Below are 15777 nucleotides of genomic sequence, written 5' to 3' on the forward strand. Positions count from 1 at the left end.
GGCACGCAGACGGCGCCTACGCGCCGGGACGTATACGGCACTACGTACCGGCTAGGTGCGAACTGTGAGGCTTCTCCGCAGATCAGCGCACCCGCCCTCGTCAGGACGCATCAGCGGCAACTGACGGGTACGTGCAAAATATTTGGGATGCCCCGGAATAGGAACACAGAGGCACCCCGGCTCGTTGTCATTACGTGAGCACGACACCACCTGTTCTCGCCGCAGAGCTGGCAGGGGCGTGGGCCGACATTCAGCGGCACCACCCCGAGCTGCCCGATCTTGCCGCGCCAGAGTCCCTGATCGGGGAGTCGTCGTCCGCCTGCGGACACGAACTCTCCTTCGAACGACTGCTTCACGAAGCAGTCCACGGCATCGCCGCCGCCCGAGGTGTCCGAGACACCTCCCGCGCCGGCCGGTACCACAACCGCAGATTCCTCGCGATCGCCGAGGAGTTGGGCCTGGACCACCCCGAGGAGCCGCATCCCAGCAGCGGCTTCTCACTGGTCACGCTCAACCTCGAGGCGAAGCGGCGTTACCGCCCGACGATCGAGCGACTGCAGCGCGCCCTCAAGGCGCACACGGTCGCGACCGCCGCCGACACGGCGCGCAGCTTCCGGGGCCCGGCCGCCCGGCACGGCTCCTCCGGAGGGGGCGTGCGGGTGAAGGCGGTCTGCGACTGCGGACGCAACGTCCGCGTCGTTCCGTCGGTCCTCGCCCAGGCGCCGATCGTGTGCGGAGGGTGCGGGAAGCCGTTCCGTATCCCGGAGGTGGTCGGCGCGGCAGCGGGCTGAGCGGGACGGCAGACGCAGCGGCGGGTCGTCGTACCGCCGGGGTGGTGCAGGAGAGCGCGGCGGCACTTCGTGGGTGCCGGCTCGTCCGGTGGCCCGCCCCGACGGCACTGTCCGCCCCACGGCAGTACGCGTACCGGGCCCGGCGGCGTCGCGGGCCGGCCCGGGGCTGCCCGGGTCGAGGGGGGCTTTCAGGGTGTGGCAGAATGGTCAGCTGTACTCGCAGCCGCACAGGACCCCTCTCTCCTCCGGCTGACGCGTCCATCGGGCACTCGGGTACCGCAACCCCACGCGGCAATCTCGCCGTGCCCAACCACGTCAAGACCAGGAGACACCACTTCCGTGGCAGTCAAGATCAAGCTGAAGCGTCTGGGCAAGATCCGTTCGCCTCACTACCGCATCGTCGTCGCCGACTCCCGTACCCGCCGTGATGGCCGGGCCATCGAGGAGATCGGCCTGTACCACCCGGTGCAGAACCCGTCGCGCATCGAGGTCGACTCCGAGCGTGCGCAGTACTGGCTGGGTGTCGGCGCGCAGCCGACCGAGCCCGTGCTCGCCATTCTCAAGCTGACCGGCGACTGGCAGAAGCACAAGGGTGAGCCCGCCCCGCCTCCGCTGCTCGTCGCGGAGCCGAAGGCCGCGCGCCCGCTGTTCGAGGCCCTGGGTGGCGACACCGAGGGCAAGGGTGAGGCCATCACCCAGAAGAAGAAGACTGAGAAGAAGGACGAGGCCACCGCCGAGTCCGCGTCGACCGAGGCCTGAGCATGCTCGAGGAGGCTCTCGAGCACCTCGTGAAGGGCATCGTCGACAACCCGGACGACGTGCAGGTCGCCTCGCGTGACCTGCGCCGAGGGCGTGTCCTCGAGGTCCGGGTCCACCCCGACGACCTCGGTAAGGTGATCGGCCGCAACGGCCGCACCGCGCGCGCCCTGCGCACCGTCGTGGGCGCCATCGGCGGCCGCGGAGTCCGCGTCGACCTCGTCGACGTGGACCACGTCCGCTGACGTACACGCAGCACCGGCTCGGGCCGGGGAGGGCCTTCAGGGCCGTCCCCGGCCCGTAGTCGTTGGACACACGACAGGAGATCGAGCAGTGCAGCTGGTAGTCGCGCGGGTGGGCCGCGCCCATGGCATCAAGGGCGAGGTCACCGTCGAGGTACGGACCGACGAGCCGGAGCTGCGGCTCGGGCCCGGTGCCGTCCTGGCCACGGACCCCGCCTCGGCCGGTCCGCTGACCATCGAGACGGGCCGGGTGCACAGCGGCCGCCTCCTGCTGCGCTTCGCCGGGGTGCACGACCGCACCGCCGCCGAGGCGCTGCGCAACACCCTGCTGATCGCGGACGTCGACCCGGACGCGGTGCCCGAAGACCCTGACGAGTACTACGACCACCAGCTCATGGACCTGGACGTCGTCCTGGCGGACGGCACCGAGGTCGGCCGGATCACCGAGATCTCGCACCTGCCCTCGCAGGACCTCTTCGTGGTCGAGCGCGCCGACGGGACCGAGGCGCTGATCCCGTTCGTCGGGGAGATCGTCGTCGAGATCGACCTGGAGAAGCAGCGGGCGGTGATCGACCCGCCCCCCGGGCTGATCGACGACAAGGCGGAGATCGCCTCGTCCCGGGACGAGGACGCGGGTTCCGACACCTCCGGTGCGGGCAGCGGGCCGGGAGTCGGCGTCTGATGCGGCTCGACGTCCTCACGATCTTCCCCGAGTACCTGGACCCGCTGAACGTCTCCCTCGTGGGGAAGGCACGCGCGCGTGGACAGCTGAATGTGCACGTGCATGATCTGCGGGAGTGGACCTACGACCGGCACAACACGGTCGACGACACCCCTTACGGCGGTGGCCCCGGCATGGTCATGAAGACCGAGCCCTGGGGCGACGCGCTGGACTGTGTCCTCGCGGACGGCTACGAGACGGGCTCCCACAGCCCCGTCCTGGTCGTCCCCACACCCAGCGGGCGCCCCTTCACCCAGGAACTCGCCGTCGAGCTGTCCGAGTGCCCCTGGCTGGTCTTCACACCCGCCCGCTACGAAGGCATCGACCGCCGCGTCATCGACGAGTACGCGACCCGGATGCCCGTCCACGAGGTCTCCATCGGCGACTACGTGCTGGCCGGCGGCGAGGCGGCCGTCCTCGTCGTCACGGAGGCCGTGGCCCGGCTGCTGCCGGGCGTCCTCGGCAACGCCGAGTCGCACCGCGACGACTCGTTCGCGCCGGGAGCCATGGCCAACCTCCTGGAGGGCCCGGTCTACACGAAGCCGCCCCGGTGGCGCGGCAGGGAGATCCCGGACGTGCTGGTCAGCGGCCATCACGGCAAGATCGCCCGCTGGCGCCGGGACGAGGCCCTGCGGCGCACGACCGCCAACAGACCGGACCTCATCGAGCGCTGCGACCCCGCGGCCTTCGACAAGAAGGACCGCGAGATGCTCTCCATCCTCGGCTGGCAGCCCGGTCCCGACGGCCGATTTGGGCGCAGGCCCGAGACCGTGGAAGAATAGGCGGCTGCTGTACGTCGTCCGGCGTGCGCCCCTGCCACAGGGGGACACGACGCCCGCCCCGACGAGAACAGCCCCCTTATGGAAACACCTACTTCCGTCGATGACCTGTGGCATCGCCGAAGAAAGCAGACGATCATGGCCAGCTTGCTCGAGACCGTCGACGCCGCGTCGCTGCGCAGCGACGTCCCGTCCTTCCGCCCGGGTGACACCGTCAACGTCCACGTACGCGTCATCGAGGGCAACCGCTCCCGTGTGCAGCAGTTCAAGGGCGTAGTCATCCGCCGCCAGGGCGCCGGCGTCCGCGAGACCTTCACGGTCCGCAAGGTCTCCTTCTCCGTCGGCGTCGAGCGCACCTTCCCGGTGCACACCCCGATCGTCGAGAAGATCGAGCTCGTCAGCCGCGGCGCCGTGCGCCGCGCGAAGCTCTACTACCTCCGTGAGCTGCGCGGCAAGGCCGCGAAGATCAAGGAGAAGCGCGACAACTGAACCTCGCGCCGGTTCCGTGCGAGGGCCGGATAGCATCTGGCCCACATGGACGCCGAAGCACAGCAGACGGAGCGCGACCGCTCCTCCCACCCCGCCGTGTCCGAGGAGATCTCGGACACACGGGGGACGGAGGGCCGGTCGCGTTTCGCGTGGGTGACCAGGGCCGCCGAGTGGCTGCCGGGCGGACGTATCACCCTGACCGCGCTGTTCTGCCTGTTCTCCCTGCTGCTGCTCACCCGGTTCGTGATCCAGCCGTTCCAAATTCCCAGTGGCTCGATGGAGCCCGGATTGAGGATCGGGGACCGCGTTCTCGTAAATAAGTTGGCGTACCGTTTCGGTGCTGAGCCGAGGCGCGGTGACGTCGTCGTGTTCGACGGCACCGGTTACTTCGGCGACGCCGACTACATCAAGCGTGTCGTCGGCGTGGGGGGAGACCATGTGGTCTGCTGCGACAGGCAGGGGAGGATCGAGGTGAACGGCCGCTCGGTCGACGAGTCGACGTTTGTGTTCACAGGGGACGAGCCGTCCGAAGTCCCCTTCGACATCGTCGTACCCGACGGCACGCTCTTCGTCCTCGGTGACCACCGCGGCGATTCGAGCGACTCCCGGGACCACCTCGGCTCCCCGGGGGGCGGCATGATCCCCGTGCACGACGTGATCGGCAGAGCCGACTGGATCGCCTGGCCCCTCGGCCACTGGAACCGTCTCGAACGAGCCGACGGCTACGCGCGCGTGCCCGCCGCCACGGACCGGACCCCTGTGGGCCGGACCGATGCGGGCCGGACCGCTCAGGGGGCCGACGGGTGGCCGACCGTGGACGGTGTCCATGGGTAACCGCGGCAAACCCCGCGGCGTCCACAGCGCCGCCGAGGATCTCCTGCCCACCGGCAGCCGGCGTACCGGCGGACCCGTGATGCCCGGCCGGGCCGAGCGGCGCAAACTGGCCCGCAAGGTCAAGCGGCGCAGACAGCGTTCCGCGGTCAAGGAGATACCTCTCCTGATCGGTGTCGCCCTGCTCATCGCGCTCGTCCTGAAGACGTTCCTCGTGCAGGCCTTCGTGATCCCCTCGGGCTCCATGGAGCAGACGATCCGGATCGGCGACCGCGTCCTGGTCGACAAGCTCACGCCGTGGTTCGGCTCGAAGCCCGAGCGCGGCGACGTCGTCGTGTTCAAGGACCCCGGCGGCTGGCTCGAGGACGAGCAGCCGACGGCGAAGAAGGAGGACCCCGTCGTCGTCAAGCAGGTGAAGCAGACACTGACCTTCATCGGTCTGCTTCCCTCCGACAACGAACGGGACCTGATCAAGCGGGTCGTCGCGGTCGGCGGCGACACCGTCAAGTGCTGTGACACCCAGGGCCGCGTCACCGTCAACGGCATGCCGCTCAACGAGCCCTACATCAACCCCGGCGACAAGCCCTCGTCACTCGTCTTCGAGGTGAAGGTGCCCGTGGGGCGCCTGTGGGTGATGGGGGACCACCGTTCCAACTCCGCCGACTCCCGTTTCCACCGCACCGAGAAATACGGCGGCACCATCTCCGAGGACGTCGTGGGCCGCGCCATGGTCATCGCCTGGCCGGTCGGTCACTGGAGCCGTTTCAAGGAGCCCGACACCTACGCGTCCGTGCCCGAGGCGGCGAGCGGGTCGACCGCCGCACTCGACACGTCGCATAGGGTGGCCACCGCGGATCGATACGGATTGATCCCGCTCCCGACTCCTGCGGAACTCCCGCTCGTTATGGGAGTGGTGGGCCTGCGTCGTATCCGGCGCGGGCGGCGGCACGGAGTGAGGAGTGGATGTGGGGGATTTGGCGGTCGGCGCACGATCCGGACACGAGGGTCCCGAGGAGCGGCCGGGACGATCCGAAGAGACGGTCCCCCCGGCCGCAGAGGACGTCGTACCCCCCGGAGACGGCCCCGGTGACCATGGCCCCGGTGACCGCGGTGCCGGTGACCACGGCGCCAGGGACGAGCGGGACGCCGCCGACGAGGATTCGGCACCGAGCAAGCCGCGGTCCTTCTGGAAGGAACTCCCGCTGCTCATCGGCATCGCGCTGGTTCTCGCGCTGCTGATCAAGAGCTTCCTGGTCCAGGCGTTCTCGATCCCCTCGGACTCGATGCAGAACACCCTCCAGCAGGGTGACCGCGTCCTCGTCGACAAGCTGACACCGTGGTTCGGCTCGGAGCCCGAGCGCGGCGAGGTCGTCGTCTTCCACGACCCCGACAAGTGGCTGGCGGGCGAGCCGACGCCGAGCCCGAACGTGATCCAGACGGCTCTCAGCTGGATCGGCCTGATGCCGTCCGCCGAGGAGAAGGACCTGATCAAGCGGGTCGTCGGAGTCGGCGGCGACACCATCGAGTGCAAGGGCACCGGCCCGCTGAAGGTCAACGGCAAGGCACTGAACGAGCCTTACGTGTACCCGGGGAACACGCCGTGCACCATGGACGACGGCGGCGGCCAGTTCAAGGTGAAGGTTCCCGAAGGCAAAATCTGGGTCATGGGTGACCACCGGCAGAACTCGCTGGACTCCCGCTACCACCAGCAGGACGCGAACAAGGGCTTCGTCCCCGTGGGCAACGTCGTCGGGCGCGCGATCGTCGTCGCCTGGCCGCCCACCCGCTGGTCCACGCTTCCGGTGCCGGACACCTTCGACCAGGGTCTCGCCGCCTCGGCTGCTCCCGGCGTGCTCGGTCTCGCCGGCGCGGCACCGTTGGTGCTGTGGCGCAGGCGTCGCCTTACCGTCGGGAACACCAGGGTTTCTGGGGCGCGTACCGCCGGGTAGGGTGCCGTCCCAGATCGCCGATCCGTCGCGGCCCGGACCTGGGCCGAGGGATCGGTTCTCCGAGGTGTGGGGAGCACTGGGATGAGCGGGACAAGTCGTACGGACGAGGGCCGCGGACGGCTCGGCAGCAAGCTGTCGGGGCTGGCCGTGGCCCTCGGCTGTGTGCTCTTCCTCGGTGGGTTCGGCTGGGGAGCGATCGTCTACCAGCCGTACACCGTGCCGACCGAGTCGATGTCGCCGACCATCGCGGCCGGCGACCGGGTGCTCGCCGAGCGGATCGACGGCTCCGACGTCGAGCGCGGTGACGTCGTCGTCTTCAAGCAGGCCAGCTGGGGCAACCTCCCCATGGTCAAGCGGGTCGTCGCCGTCGGCGGTGACACGGTCGCCTGCTGCACACAGGGCAAGCTGACCGTCAACGGCAAGAAGATCGAGGAACCGTACCTGCCGAAGGGCACCGAGGCCGAGTCGTCCTCGATCCCGTCCATCGAGGTCCCCAAGGGCCGGCTCTTCCTGCTCGGTGACGAGCGCAGCGGTTCGCTGGACTCCACCGCCCATCTGACGGAGGCCGGCAACGGCACGGTGCCGCGCACCTCGGTGAACGCGCGCGTCGACGCGGTGGCCTGGCCCATGAACGGCATGCTGGCGCGCCCCACCGGCTTCGAGACGCTCGGCGGCCTCTCCGAGCCGGGTCCGCTGCGGCTGGTCCTCGTGGCGATCGTGGCGGGTGCGGTCCTCGTCCTGGGCGGCGCGGCCTACGGGCCGGTCGCCAAGCGGGCGGGACGCCGAAGGAACCGCACGGGGGCGAGGGAGCGGGCCCTTGCCGGCTGAGACGTCCCAGCCGGCCGACGACCGGTCGGCCCAGGCTCCGGCTCCGGCCTCAGTTCCGGCCCCGGCCTTCGACGAGCTCGGTGAGCTGCGGAAGGTCGCCCGGGTGGTGCTGCTGGATCCGCGGGACCGCATCCTGCTGCTGCACGGCCATGAACCCGGGGATCCGTCGGACGACTGGTGGTTCACGCCGGGCGGCGGTGTGGAGGGCGACGAGACGCGGGAGGAGGCGGCGCTGCGGGAACTCGTCGAGGAGACCGGCATCACCGAGGTCGAGCTGGGTCCGGTGCTGTGGCGGCGGACCTGCGCGTTCCCGTTCGCGGGGCGCCGCTGGGCCCAGGACGAGTGGTACTTCCTGGGCCGTACGGAACAGACGGCGACCGAGGCGACCGGGCTGACCGAGCTGGAACGGCGCAGTGTCGCCGGAGCGCGCTGGTGGACGTGCCGGGAACTTGAGCGGGCACATGAGACGGTGTATCCGACCAGACTCGCCGAGCTGCTGCTCAGGCTGCTCGACGAAGGTCCCCCGGCCAGGCCCGAGACCCTCGACACGGAAATCGTCTAGGGGCTCCCGGGGCTGGCGCACAATAGGGGGACGCACGGCTGAAGGGGAACATGCCATGAGCGCCGAGGACCTCGAGAAGTACGAGACCGAGATGGAGCTGAAGCTCTACCGGGAGTACCGCGATGTCGTCGGTCTGTTCAAATACGTGATCGAGACCGAACGGCGCTTCTACCTCACCAACGATTACGAGATGCAGGTGCACTCGGTTCAGGGCGAGGTGTTTTTCGAGGTGTCCATGGCGGATGCCTGGGTGTGGGACATGTACCGGCCTGCTCGGTTCGTGAAGCAGGTGCGTGTCCTGACATTCAAGGATGTGAATATCGAGGAGCTGAACAAGAGCGACCTCGAGTTGCCGGGCAGTTAGACCGGCTCCTGGGAGTGGTTCTGGGAGCGGTCCCAGGCTCCTGAGAGCTCTGCGGCGGGGCGGGCCGCTCGTGTGGGTGAGTGAGTTGTCCACAATCGAGCGGCCGTCCACCAAGATCCAACAGCGGATCGGGACGGGCTCAGTGTTGGCGCCGGAGGTGGTGCCGACATGAAGACGTCCAAGGCGCACAGCGCACTCGGCAGGTACGGCGAGGACCTGGCCGCACGGCGGCTGACCGAGACCGGAATGAAGATCCTCACGCGCAACTGGCGCGCGGGCAGGACCGGCGAGATCGACATCGTGGCCCAGGACGGCGACGCGCTGGTCGTCTGCGAGGTCAAGACCCGCCGGGCGGGGGCCTTCGAGCATCCGATGGCCGCCGTGACCCCCGTCAAGGCGCACCGCCTGCGCGGCCTGGCCGAGCGCTGGCTGCACGAACACGGCGGGGCCCCACCCGGCGGCGTCCGTATCGACGTCGTGGGAGTGCTGCTGCCCGACCGCGGCGCCCCCGTCGTGGAGCATGTGCGAGGGGTGGCCTGATGGGCTTCGCGCGTACGTGCTCGGTGGCGCTCGTGGGCGTGGACGGTGTGGTCGTCGAGGTCCAGGCGGATCTGGAGCCGGGGGTCGCGGCGTTCACCCTGGTGGGGCTGCCGGACAAGAGCCTGACCGAGAGCAAGGACCGGGTCAGGGCCGCCGTGGTCAACAGCGGCGGCGAGTGGCCGCAGAAGAAGCTCACCGTGGGACTCAGCCCGGCCTCGGTGCCGAAGGGCGGGAGCGGCTTCGACCTCGCCATCGCCTGTGCGGCCCTCGGCGCCTCCGAGCGCATCGATCCACGCGTCCTGGCCGACATCGTGATGATCGGCGAACTGGGCCTGGACGGACGGGTCAGGCCCGTCCGGGGTGTGCTGCCGGCCGTACTGGCCGCGGCCGACGCCGGATACGAGCAGGTGGTGGTGCCGGAGTGCGCGGCCGCCGAGGCGTCCCTGGTGCCCGGAGTGTCCGTGCTCGGCGTCCGCACACTTCGCCAGCTCGTCGCGATCCTCACCGACGAGCCCGTGCCCGACGAGGATCCGGACGAGCAGGGCAGGACCGATCCGCTCGCGGGCCTGCGCATGCCGGGCACGGGAGCGGCGACGGGCATGCACAGCCTCGGTGCCGCACAGTACGACCAGGGGCACGACCTCGCCGACGTCGTCGGCCAGCTCGCCGCACGGACCGCCGTGGAGGTGGCCGCGGCCGGCGGACATCATCTGTTCCTGGAAGGGCCTCCGGGAGCCGGCAAGACGATGCTCGCCGAACGGCTGCCCGCGATTCTGCCGCCGCTCGACCGGGGCGAGTCCCTGGAGGTCACCGCGGTCCACTCGGTCGCCGGCCTGCTGCCACCCGGCAAGCCGTTGGTCGACGTCGCCCCCTACTGCGCCCCGCACCACTCATCGACCATGCAGGCGCTGGTGGGAGGTGGCCAGGGCGTGGCACGGCCGGGCGCGGTGTCGCTCGCCCACCGTGGGGTGCTTTTTCTCGACGAGACCCCAGAGTTCAGCAGCCATGCCCTCGACGCGCTGCGCCAGCCACTGGAGGCAGGTCATGTGGTGATCGCGCGCAGCGCCGGTGTCGTGCGCTTTCCGGCCCGGTTCCTGATGGTGCTCGCGGCCAACCCCTGCCCCTGCGGCCGTTTCTCGCAGCGGGACACCCTGTGCGAGTGCTCGCCCGCCGTGATCCGCCGCTACCAGGCCAGGCTCTCCGGACCCCTGCTCGACCGCGTCGATCTGCGGGTCGAGGTGGACCGTGTCACCCGGTCCCAGCTGACGGAGCGGGGCGCACGGGGCGAGTCCACCGGGACGGTCGCCGACCGGGTCAGGGAAGCCAGGGAGCGGGCGCTCTCGCGACTCGCGGGCACCCCCTGGCGTACGAACAGCGAGGTACCGGGCCGTGAGCTGCGCTCCCGGTGGTACGCGTCCCCGGGTGCCATGGACGACGCGGAGCGCGGCCTGGAGCGCGGTGTGCTCAGCGCCCGGGGCTTCGACCGGGTGCTGCGGGTCGCCTGGACCGTCGCGGATCTCGCGGGCCGCGACCGGCCCGAGGCCGCGGACGTGTCCCTCGCGCTGCAGCTGCGCACCGGGGTGCCCCGTGGGGTGCCGATGGCGATCGGGGCACCGTCGTGAGCGGGGACGCGAGCGAGGAGACGGGCGGGGACGCGGGAGGTGAGGAGCGGCGGCACCGGGCTCTTCTCGCGCGCGTCGTCGAGCCGGGGGACGAGGTCTGCGGGCGATGGCTCCGGGAGGCCGGAGCGGGGGAGGTGGTCCGGCGCCTGGCCGGAGACGGGCAGCAGCTGCCGGGCGTCACGGACGTGCGGTGGGCGGGCCTGCGGGCGCGCGCCGGGCGGGCGGACCCGGAGCGGGACCTGGCGCTGGCGCGGGAGAGCGGGACACGGTTCGTGTGTCCGGGCGACGCCGAGTGGCCCGCGCAGCTGGACGATCTCGGGGACGCGAGGCCGGTGGGGCTGTGGGTGCGAGGGCTGCCCAGCCTGCGGTTATGGGCGCTGCGCTCCGTCGCGGTCGTCGGGGCACGGGCGTGTACCGAGTACGGCGCCCACATGGCGGCCACGCTCGGCGCCGGGCTCGTGGAGCGGGGGTGGGTCGTGGTCTCGGGCGGTGCCTACGGCGTGGACGGCGCGGCGCATCGTGGCGCGCTCGGCGCGGGCGGTGCCACGGTCGCCGTGCTCGCCTGCGGGGTCGACCGCCCCTATCCGCGCGGCCACACACAGTTGATCACCAGGATCGCCGAACAGGGCCTGGTGGTGGGTGAATTGCCGCCCGGTGACCACCCGACACCCAGCAGATTCATCCTGCGGAACCGGGTCATCGCGGCGTTGACGCGCGGCACGGTGGTCGTCGAGGCGGCGTACCGGAGCGGCGCGTTGGTGACCGCCCGTGCCGCACAGCGGCTCGGCAGGTTCACGATAGGGGTGCCAGGGCCGGCCACCAGCGGGCTCTCGGCAGGGGTGCACGAACTCCTGCGCGGGGACGCGGTGCTGGTCACGGACGCCGCGGAAGTGGCCGAGCTCGTCGGCGACATGGGCGAGCTGGCCCCCGCCCGGCGCGGTCCCGTGCTGCCGCGCGACCTCCTGGACCCGGCGGCCGCCCGGGTGCTGGCCGCGCTGCCGGCCCGGGAGGCGGTGCCGCGGCAGGAGATCGCCAGGGGTGCCGGGACGACCGAGGACGACGCGGTCGCGAGACTGTACGAACTCCGCTCACTTGGCTTCGTCGAACGACACGGCGACGGCTGGAAGTTGACACGCCAGGCCACGATGTCCGTCGACACGGATCGGGGGCGATGCTGACCGAGCGTGTTCGGCCGTCCGGGCGACCCCCGAAGCCCTTGGGGTTTCCCGTAGTTGGTGCCCCACGGTGGTCACGCACGGCGACGGCCGCGACCCCGGAGAGCATCAAGCGGAACGTATCTGCGCACGGTGAGTCCACCGGTGTTCGCACACTGCGACTCCTCAGTCACGCTACGCTCACAAGGATTCCGACGCAGACAGGCAACTCGACATCAGACCGACAGCTCACGCAGTCACTCCCAGTTCACTGCAGAACGGCACAAGGCGACGAATGCCCCAGCACACCTCCGGGTCCGACCGGGCGGCAGTTCCCCCCGCGGCCCGCCGCGGCGTGCGCCCGCCCGCCCCCTCGACGCTCGACGAGCTGTGGAGGTCGTACAAGACCACGGGCGACGGGCGGCTGCGCGAGCAGCTGATCCTGCACTACTCGCCGCTCGTGAAGTATGTGGCGGGCCGGGTGAGTGTGGGGCTGCCGCCCAATGTGGAGCAGGCGGACTTCGTCTCGTCGGGTGTCTTCGGGCTGATCGACGCCATCGAGAAGTTCGACATCGAGCGCGAGATCAAGTTCGAGACGTACGCGATCACGCGGATCCGCGGGGCGATGATCGACGAACTGCGCGCGCTGGACTGGATCCCCCGGTCCGTGCGGCAGAAGGCACGCAACGTCGAGCGGGCCTACGCGACGCTGGAGGCGCGGCTGCGGCGCACACCGTCGGAGTGCGAGGTGGCCGCCGAGATGGGCATCGCGGTCGAGGAACTGCATGCGGTGTTCGGTCAGTTGTCGCTGGCCAACGTGGTGGCCCTGGAGGAGCTGCTGCATGTCGGCGGTGAGGGCGGCAACAGGCTGAGCCTGATGGACACGCTGGAGGACACCGCGGCGGACAACCCCGTGGAGGTCGCCGAGGACCGTGAGCTGCGGCGTTTCCTGGCGCGGGCCATCAACACGCTGCCCGAGCGGGAGAAGACGGTGGTCACCCTCTACTACTACGAGGGGCTCACACTCGCCGAGATCGGCAATGTCCTCGGCGTGACGGAGAGCCGCGTCAGCCAGATCCACACCAAGTCCGTGCTCCAGCTGCGGGCGAAGCTGGCGAGTTTCGGCCGTTGAGCACGCCGCCGGGCTCAGCCTGACGGTGCCTGATCCCGTCGGCTGCGCCGATGGCGCCGATGTTCCCGACCTGCCCGGAGGCAGGAAACCTTTCGGCCCGGGAGGTCATCGATCAAGCCCTCTCGGACGGGAGTCTCCCGTCTTGGGCGGGGCATCCGTAAAGTGGGTGCGTGCCAAGGATTCGAGCGGCCTCCGTGGCCGAGCACCGGTCGATGCAGCGAGCCGCCCTGCTGGACGCGGCGAGGTCCCTGCTGTCCGACGGCGGGACGGACGCGCTGACGTTCCCCGCGCTCGCCGAACGGACGGGGCTCGCGCGCTCGTCCGTGTACGAGTACTTCCGGTCCCGCGCGGCCGTCGTCGAAGAGCTGTGCGAGGTCGACTTCCCGCTCTGGGCCGCCGAGGTCGAGGCGGCGATGGCGCTGGCCGCGACGCCCGAGGGCAAGGTCGAGGAGTATGTCCGCCGGCAGCTCGCGCTGGTCGGGGACCGGCGGCACCGGGCCGTGGTGGCGATCTCCGCGAGCGAGCTGGACGCGGGTGCGCGCGACAAGATCCGCGCGGCCCACGGGGGGCTTGTCGCGATGATCGTGGAGGCGCTGCGGGACATGGGGCACGAGCAGCCGCGGATGGCCGCGATGCTCCTTCAGGGCATCGTCGACGCCGCTGTGCGCAGGATCGAGATCGGCGCGGCCGAGGAGCCCGGAGCGATCACCGACGCGGCCGTCTCGATGGCCCTGCGTGGCGTGCGGGGCTGAGGGGCCGGGGCTCTCCCGTTCTTGTGACCGCCTCCGCCGCTGGGGCGTGAGACCGGATCCGTCTCGGGGCCTTCCCGCTCGGCGCGCTGCGCGCGGGTGATCGGCCGACGGAACCGCGCGGGGGCGAGGGCGGCGGGCCCTCGCCGACGAGACGTCCACGACCGCGATGGAGCGCCGTGTGCGTCCGCGGGTGCGTCGTGGCTGGTCGCGCGGTCCTCCGTGCCCCCGGGGAGTGAGGGCCTCCGCGCCCCCGGGGAGTCAGGGCCGAGCCCGTCCTTCAGGGGCACCCCGGTCACCGGCAGCAGGCGGGACGGGCCCCGGCCCAGCAGCCACGGTGGCAGCAGGGAGAGCGGGTCCAGGTAGGTGTCCGCGCGGCGCAGTCCCCAGTGCAGGCATGACACGGGGCAGTGGGATCCCGCCGGTTCCAGTACGCCGACCGTCTCGCCCGCGGCCACCACGGCACCCTTCTCGACCGTCGCCCGCACCGGCCCGTACGTCGTGCGCAGGGGCGGGTCTCCCGTGCCGGTCAGCTCGACCGAGACGACTCCGCGGCCCGCCACCCGGCCGGCGAAGGAGACGCGGCCGGGAGCGACGCTGCGGACCGGGGTGCCGGGGGCCGCGGTGAGGTCGATGCCCCGGTGGCCCCGGCCGTAGGCGGTCGCCGGGGGCTCCCAGCCGCGCGCCACCGGCGGCCGGGACCCCACCGGCCAGGCACGACCGACCGCCGGCACCGGCGGGCTCACGTCGAGCGGGCGGCTTGCGCCGTCGCCGTTCCGCAAGCCGCCGCCCGGGTCCCCTCCGCGGGCGATGGCCGCCGGCCCGCCGGACACCAGCACCGCGGCCACTGCCAAAGCCCACAGCGCGGACAGCCACGCGGACAGCCGGACGGGCGGCAAGGGGGACCGGAAGGCGGGCCGTGCCATCGGTCCCGTACGAAGACATCGCTCGGATCGCATGCGAGAACGGTCCCGTGTGCCGCGCGAAAAAGTGGATCATGACCGGGATCTGTGGACTACCCGTCGGTTGTGGACAGCGGCGTCACCCGGCACCTCGTGGGTCCCGTACACTTCTTGTGGCGATCCGGGTCACCGGGTCGACTTCGCACGCCCCGACATCAGGCCGTCAAACAGCTGGTGTCAGCGCCCCTCGGTCCCTCGTGGCAAGGCGCAATGCGGGCGTCAGGCGCGTCCGCCGTCCGGCGGACGCGGCACAACCGAGAACACCAAGGAGTACGGCCATGGCCGTCGTCACGATGCGGGAGCTGCTGGAAAGCGGCGTCCACTTCGGTCACCAGACCCGTCGCTGGAACCCGAAGATGAAGCGATTCATCTTCACCGAGCGCAACGGCATCTACATCATCGACCTGCTCCAGTCGCTGTCGTACATCGACCGCGCCTACGAGTTCGTCAAGGAGACCGTCGCCCACGGCGGCACGGTCATGTTCGTCGGCACGAAGAAGCAGGCGCAGGAGGCCATCGCCGAGCAGGCCACCCGCGTCGGCATGCCCTACGTCAACCAGCGCTGGCTGGGCGGCATGCTCACCAACTTCTCGACCGTCTACAAGCGTCTGCAGCGCCTCAAGGAGCTCGAGCAGATCGACTTCGAGGACGTCGCGGCCTCGGGTCTGACCAAGAAGGAGCTTCTCGTGCTCTCGCGCGAGAAGGCCAAGCTGGAGAAGACCCTCGGCGGTATCCGCGAGATGTCCAAGGTGCCCAGCGCCGTCTGGATCGTGGACACCAAGAAGGAGCACATCGCGGTCGGTGAGGCCCGGAAGCTCAACATTCCGGTCGTCGCCATCCTCGACACCAACTGCGACCCCGACGAGGTCGACTACAAGATCCCGGGCAACGACGACGCGATCCGCTCCGTCACCCTGCTCACCCGCGTGATCGCCGACGCGGTCGCCGAGGGCCTCATCTCCCGTTCCGGTGCCGGCAAGGCCGCCGAGGGTGACAAGGCCGCGGGCGAGCCGCTCGCCGCGTGGGAGCGCGACCTGCTCGAGGGTGGCGAGAAGAAGGCCGACGAGACCGCTGCCGAGGCGCCCGCCGCCGACGCTCCGGCCGCCGACGCCGAGGCGCCCGCCGCTGAGGCCCCCGCTGCTGAGGCGCCCGCCGCCGAGGCCCCCGTCGCCGAGACCCCCGCGGCTGAGGCCGAGGCCGCTGTCGAGGCTCCGGCCGCCGAGGCCGAGAAGCCGGCCGACGCCGAGCAGGCCTGACGATCCAGCGTCACGGTTGAGTGAGGGCGGGCGGCGCCTTGTGCGTCGCC

Annotated in this window: 18 protein-coding genes and 1 pseudogene; 18 read left to right on the forward strand and 1 reads right to left on the reverse strand. The window is 70.9% G+C overall.

The features are described 5' to 3' along the window. The first annotated feature begins 194 nt into the window (after positions 1 to 194). From ACLVWQ_RS25460 to ACLVWQ_RS25540, 17 genes are all read left to right on the forward strand, one after another. Complete coding sequence (locus ACLVWQ_RS25460) at positions 195 to 791, forward strand: hypothetical protein (RefSeq protein ID WP_414111480.1); 597 nt, start codon at positions 195 to 197, stop codon at positions 789 to 791. A 339-nt stretch (positions 792 to 1130) separates the two neighbouring features. Then, positions 1131 to 1550, forward strand: a complete 420-nt coding sequence (rpsP, locus tag ACLVWQ_RS25465) for a 30S ribosomal protein S16 (protein ID WP_414111481.1) — start codon at positions 1131 to 1133, stop codon at positions 1548 to 1550. 2 nt (positions 1551 to 1552) lie between these two features. Continuing rightward, a complete protein-coding gene (locus ACLVWQ_RS25470) occupies positions 1553 to 1792 on the forward strand; it encodes an RNA-binding protein (RefSeq protein ID WP_005479813.1) in 240 nt (79 codons plus the stop codon). A gap of 88 nt (positions 1793 to 1880) precedes the next feature. Continuing rightward, positions 1881 to 2471 (forward strand): ribosome maturation factor RimM, encoded by a 591-nt coding sequence (gene rimM / locus ACLVWQ_RS25475; protein ID WP_414111482.1) that lies wholly within the window; start codon positions 1881 to 1883, stop codon positions 2469 to 2471. Beyond that, entirely contained in the window at positions 2471 to 3292 is an 822-nt protein-coding gene (gene trmD / locus ACLVWQ_RS25480; protein ID WP_414111483.1) for a tRNA (guanosine(37)-N1)-methyltransferase TrmD, read from the forward strand. Before rimM ends, trmD begins: the two co-directional genes overlap by 1 nt. 135 nt (positions 3293 to 3427) lie before the next feature. Further along, positions 3428 to 3778 (forward strand): 50S ribosomal protein L19, encoded by a 351-nt coding sequence (gene rplS / locus ACLVWQ_RS25485; RefSeq protein WP_414111484.1) that lies wholly within the window; start codon positions 3428 to 3430, stop codon positions 3776 to 3778. A 45-nt stretch (positions 3779 to 3823) separates the two neighbouring features. Beyond that, positions 3824 to 4612 (forward strand): signal peptidase I, encoded by a 789-nt coding sequence (gene lepB, locus ACLVWQ_RS25490; protein ID WP_414111485.1) that lies wholly within the window; start codon positions 3824 to 3826, stop codon positions 4610 to 4612. Further along, a complete protein-coding gene (lepB, locus tag ACLVWQ_RS25495) occupies positions 4605 to 5699 on the forward strand; it encodes a signal peptidase I (protein WP_414111486.1) in 1095 nt (364 codons plus the stop codon). Before lepB (ACLVWQ_RS25490) ends, lepB (ACLVWQ_RS25495) begins: the two co-directional genes overlap by 8 nt. Beyond that, positions 5584 to 6558 carry a signal peptidase I gene (gene lepB / locus ACLVWQ_RS25500; protein ID WP_414111578.1) on the forward strand — a complete coding sequence of 325 codons (975 nt, stop codon included), beginning with the start codon at positions 5584 to 5586 and terminating at the stop codon, positions 6556 to 6558. The genes lepB (ACLVWQ_RS25495) and lepB (ACLVWQ_RS25500) overlap by 116 nt, the downstream gene beginning before the upstream one ends. A gap of 81 nt (positions 6559 to 6639) precedes the next feature. After that, positions 6640 to 7386 (forward strand): signal peptidase I, encoded by a 747-nt coding sequence (gene lepB, locus ACLVWQ_RS25505; RefSeq protein ID WP_414111487.1) that lies wholly within the window; start codon positions 6640 to 6642, stop codon positions 7384 to 7386. A gap of 85 nt (positions 7387 to 7471) precedes the next feature. Further along, the gene (locus tag ACLVWQ_RS25510) at positions 7472 to 7948 is read left to right on the forward strand and encodes an NUDIX hydrolase (RefSeq protein ID WP_414111579.1); all 477 of its coding nucleotides are present in this window, start codon (positions 7472 to 7474) and stop codon (positions 7946 to 7948) included. 55 nt (positions 7949 to 8003) lie between these two features. Beyond that, positions 8004 to 8312 carry a DUF2469 domain-containing protein gene (locus ACLVWQ_RS25515; RefSeq protein ID WP_005311352.1) on the forward strand — a complete coding sequence of 103 codons (309 nt, stop codon included), beginning with the start codon at positions 8004 to 8006 and terminating at the stop codon, positions 8310 to 8312. A 168-nt stretch (positions 8313 to 8480) separates the two neighbouring features. Continuing rightward, positions 8481 to 8852, forward strand: a complete 372-nt coding sequence (locus ACLVWQ_RS25520; protein ID WP_414111488.1) for a YraN family protein — start codon at positions 8481 to 8483, stop codon at positions 8850 to 8852. Continuing rightward, on the forward strand, positions 8852 to 10474 hold the full coding sequence (locus ACLVWQ_RS25525) for a YifB family Mg chelatase-like AAA ATPase (protein ID WP_414111489.1): 1623 nt from the start codon (positions 8852 to 8854) through the stop codon (positions 10472 to 10474). Before ACLVWQ_RS25520 ends, ACLVWQ_RS25525 begins: the two co-directional genes overlap by 1 nt. After that, positions 10471 to 11652, forward strand: coding sequence for a DNA-processing protein DprA (gene dprA / locus ACLVWQ_RS25530; protein ID WP_414111490.1), 1182 nt, complete (start codon positions 10471 to 10473; stop codon positions 11650 to 11652). The genes ACLVWQ_RS25525 and dprA overlap by 4 nt, the downstream gene beginning before the upstream one ends. A 271-nt stretch (positions 11653 to 11923) precedes the next feature. After that, the gene (whiG, locus tag ACLVWQ_RS25535) at positions 11924 to 12760 is read left to right on the forward strand and encodes an RNA polymerase sigma factor WhiG (protein ID WP_414111491.1); all 837 of its coding nucleotides are present in this window, start codon (positions 11924 to 11926) and stop codon (positions 12758 to 12760) included. Between the two features lie 194 nt (positions 12761 to 12954). After that, complete coding sequence (locus ACLVWQ_RS25540) at positions 12955 to 13512, forward strand: TetR/AcrR family transcriptional regulator (protein WP_414111580.1); 558 nt, start codon at positions 12955 to 12957, stop codon at positions 13510 to 13512. Between the two features lie 278 nt (positions 13513 to 13790). Here ACLVWQ_RS25540 and ACLVWQ_RS25545 read toward each other — a convergent pair. Next, positions 13791 to 14468: pseudogene (locus ACLVWQ_RS25545) on the reverse strand (murein hydrolase activator EnvC family protein); the annotation flags it as partial. A 281-nt stretch (positions 14469 to 14749) separates the two neighbouring features. On the opposite strand from ACLVWQ_RS25545, the gene rpsB reads away from it, so the two are divergent. Further along, on the forward strand, positions 14750 to 15727 hold the full coding sequence (gene rpsB / locus ACLVWQ_RS25550; RefSeq protein ID WP_414111492.1) for a 30S ribosomal protein S2: 978 nt from the start codon (positions 14750 to 14752) through the stop codon (positions 15725 to 15727). Positions 15728 to 15777: the final 50 nt, after the last annotated feature.

This window comes from Streptomyces sp. CWNU-52B (assembly GCF_047444975.1).
Taxonomy (GTDB): Bacteria; Actinomycetota; Actinomycetes; order Streptomycetales; family Streptomycetaceae; genus Streptomyces.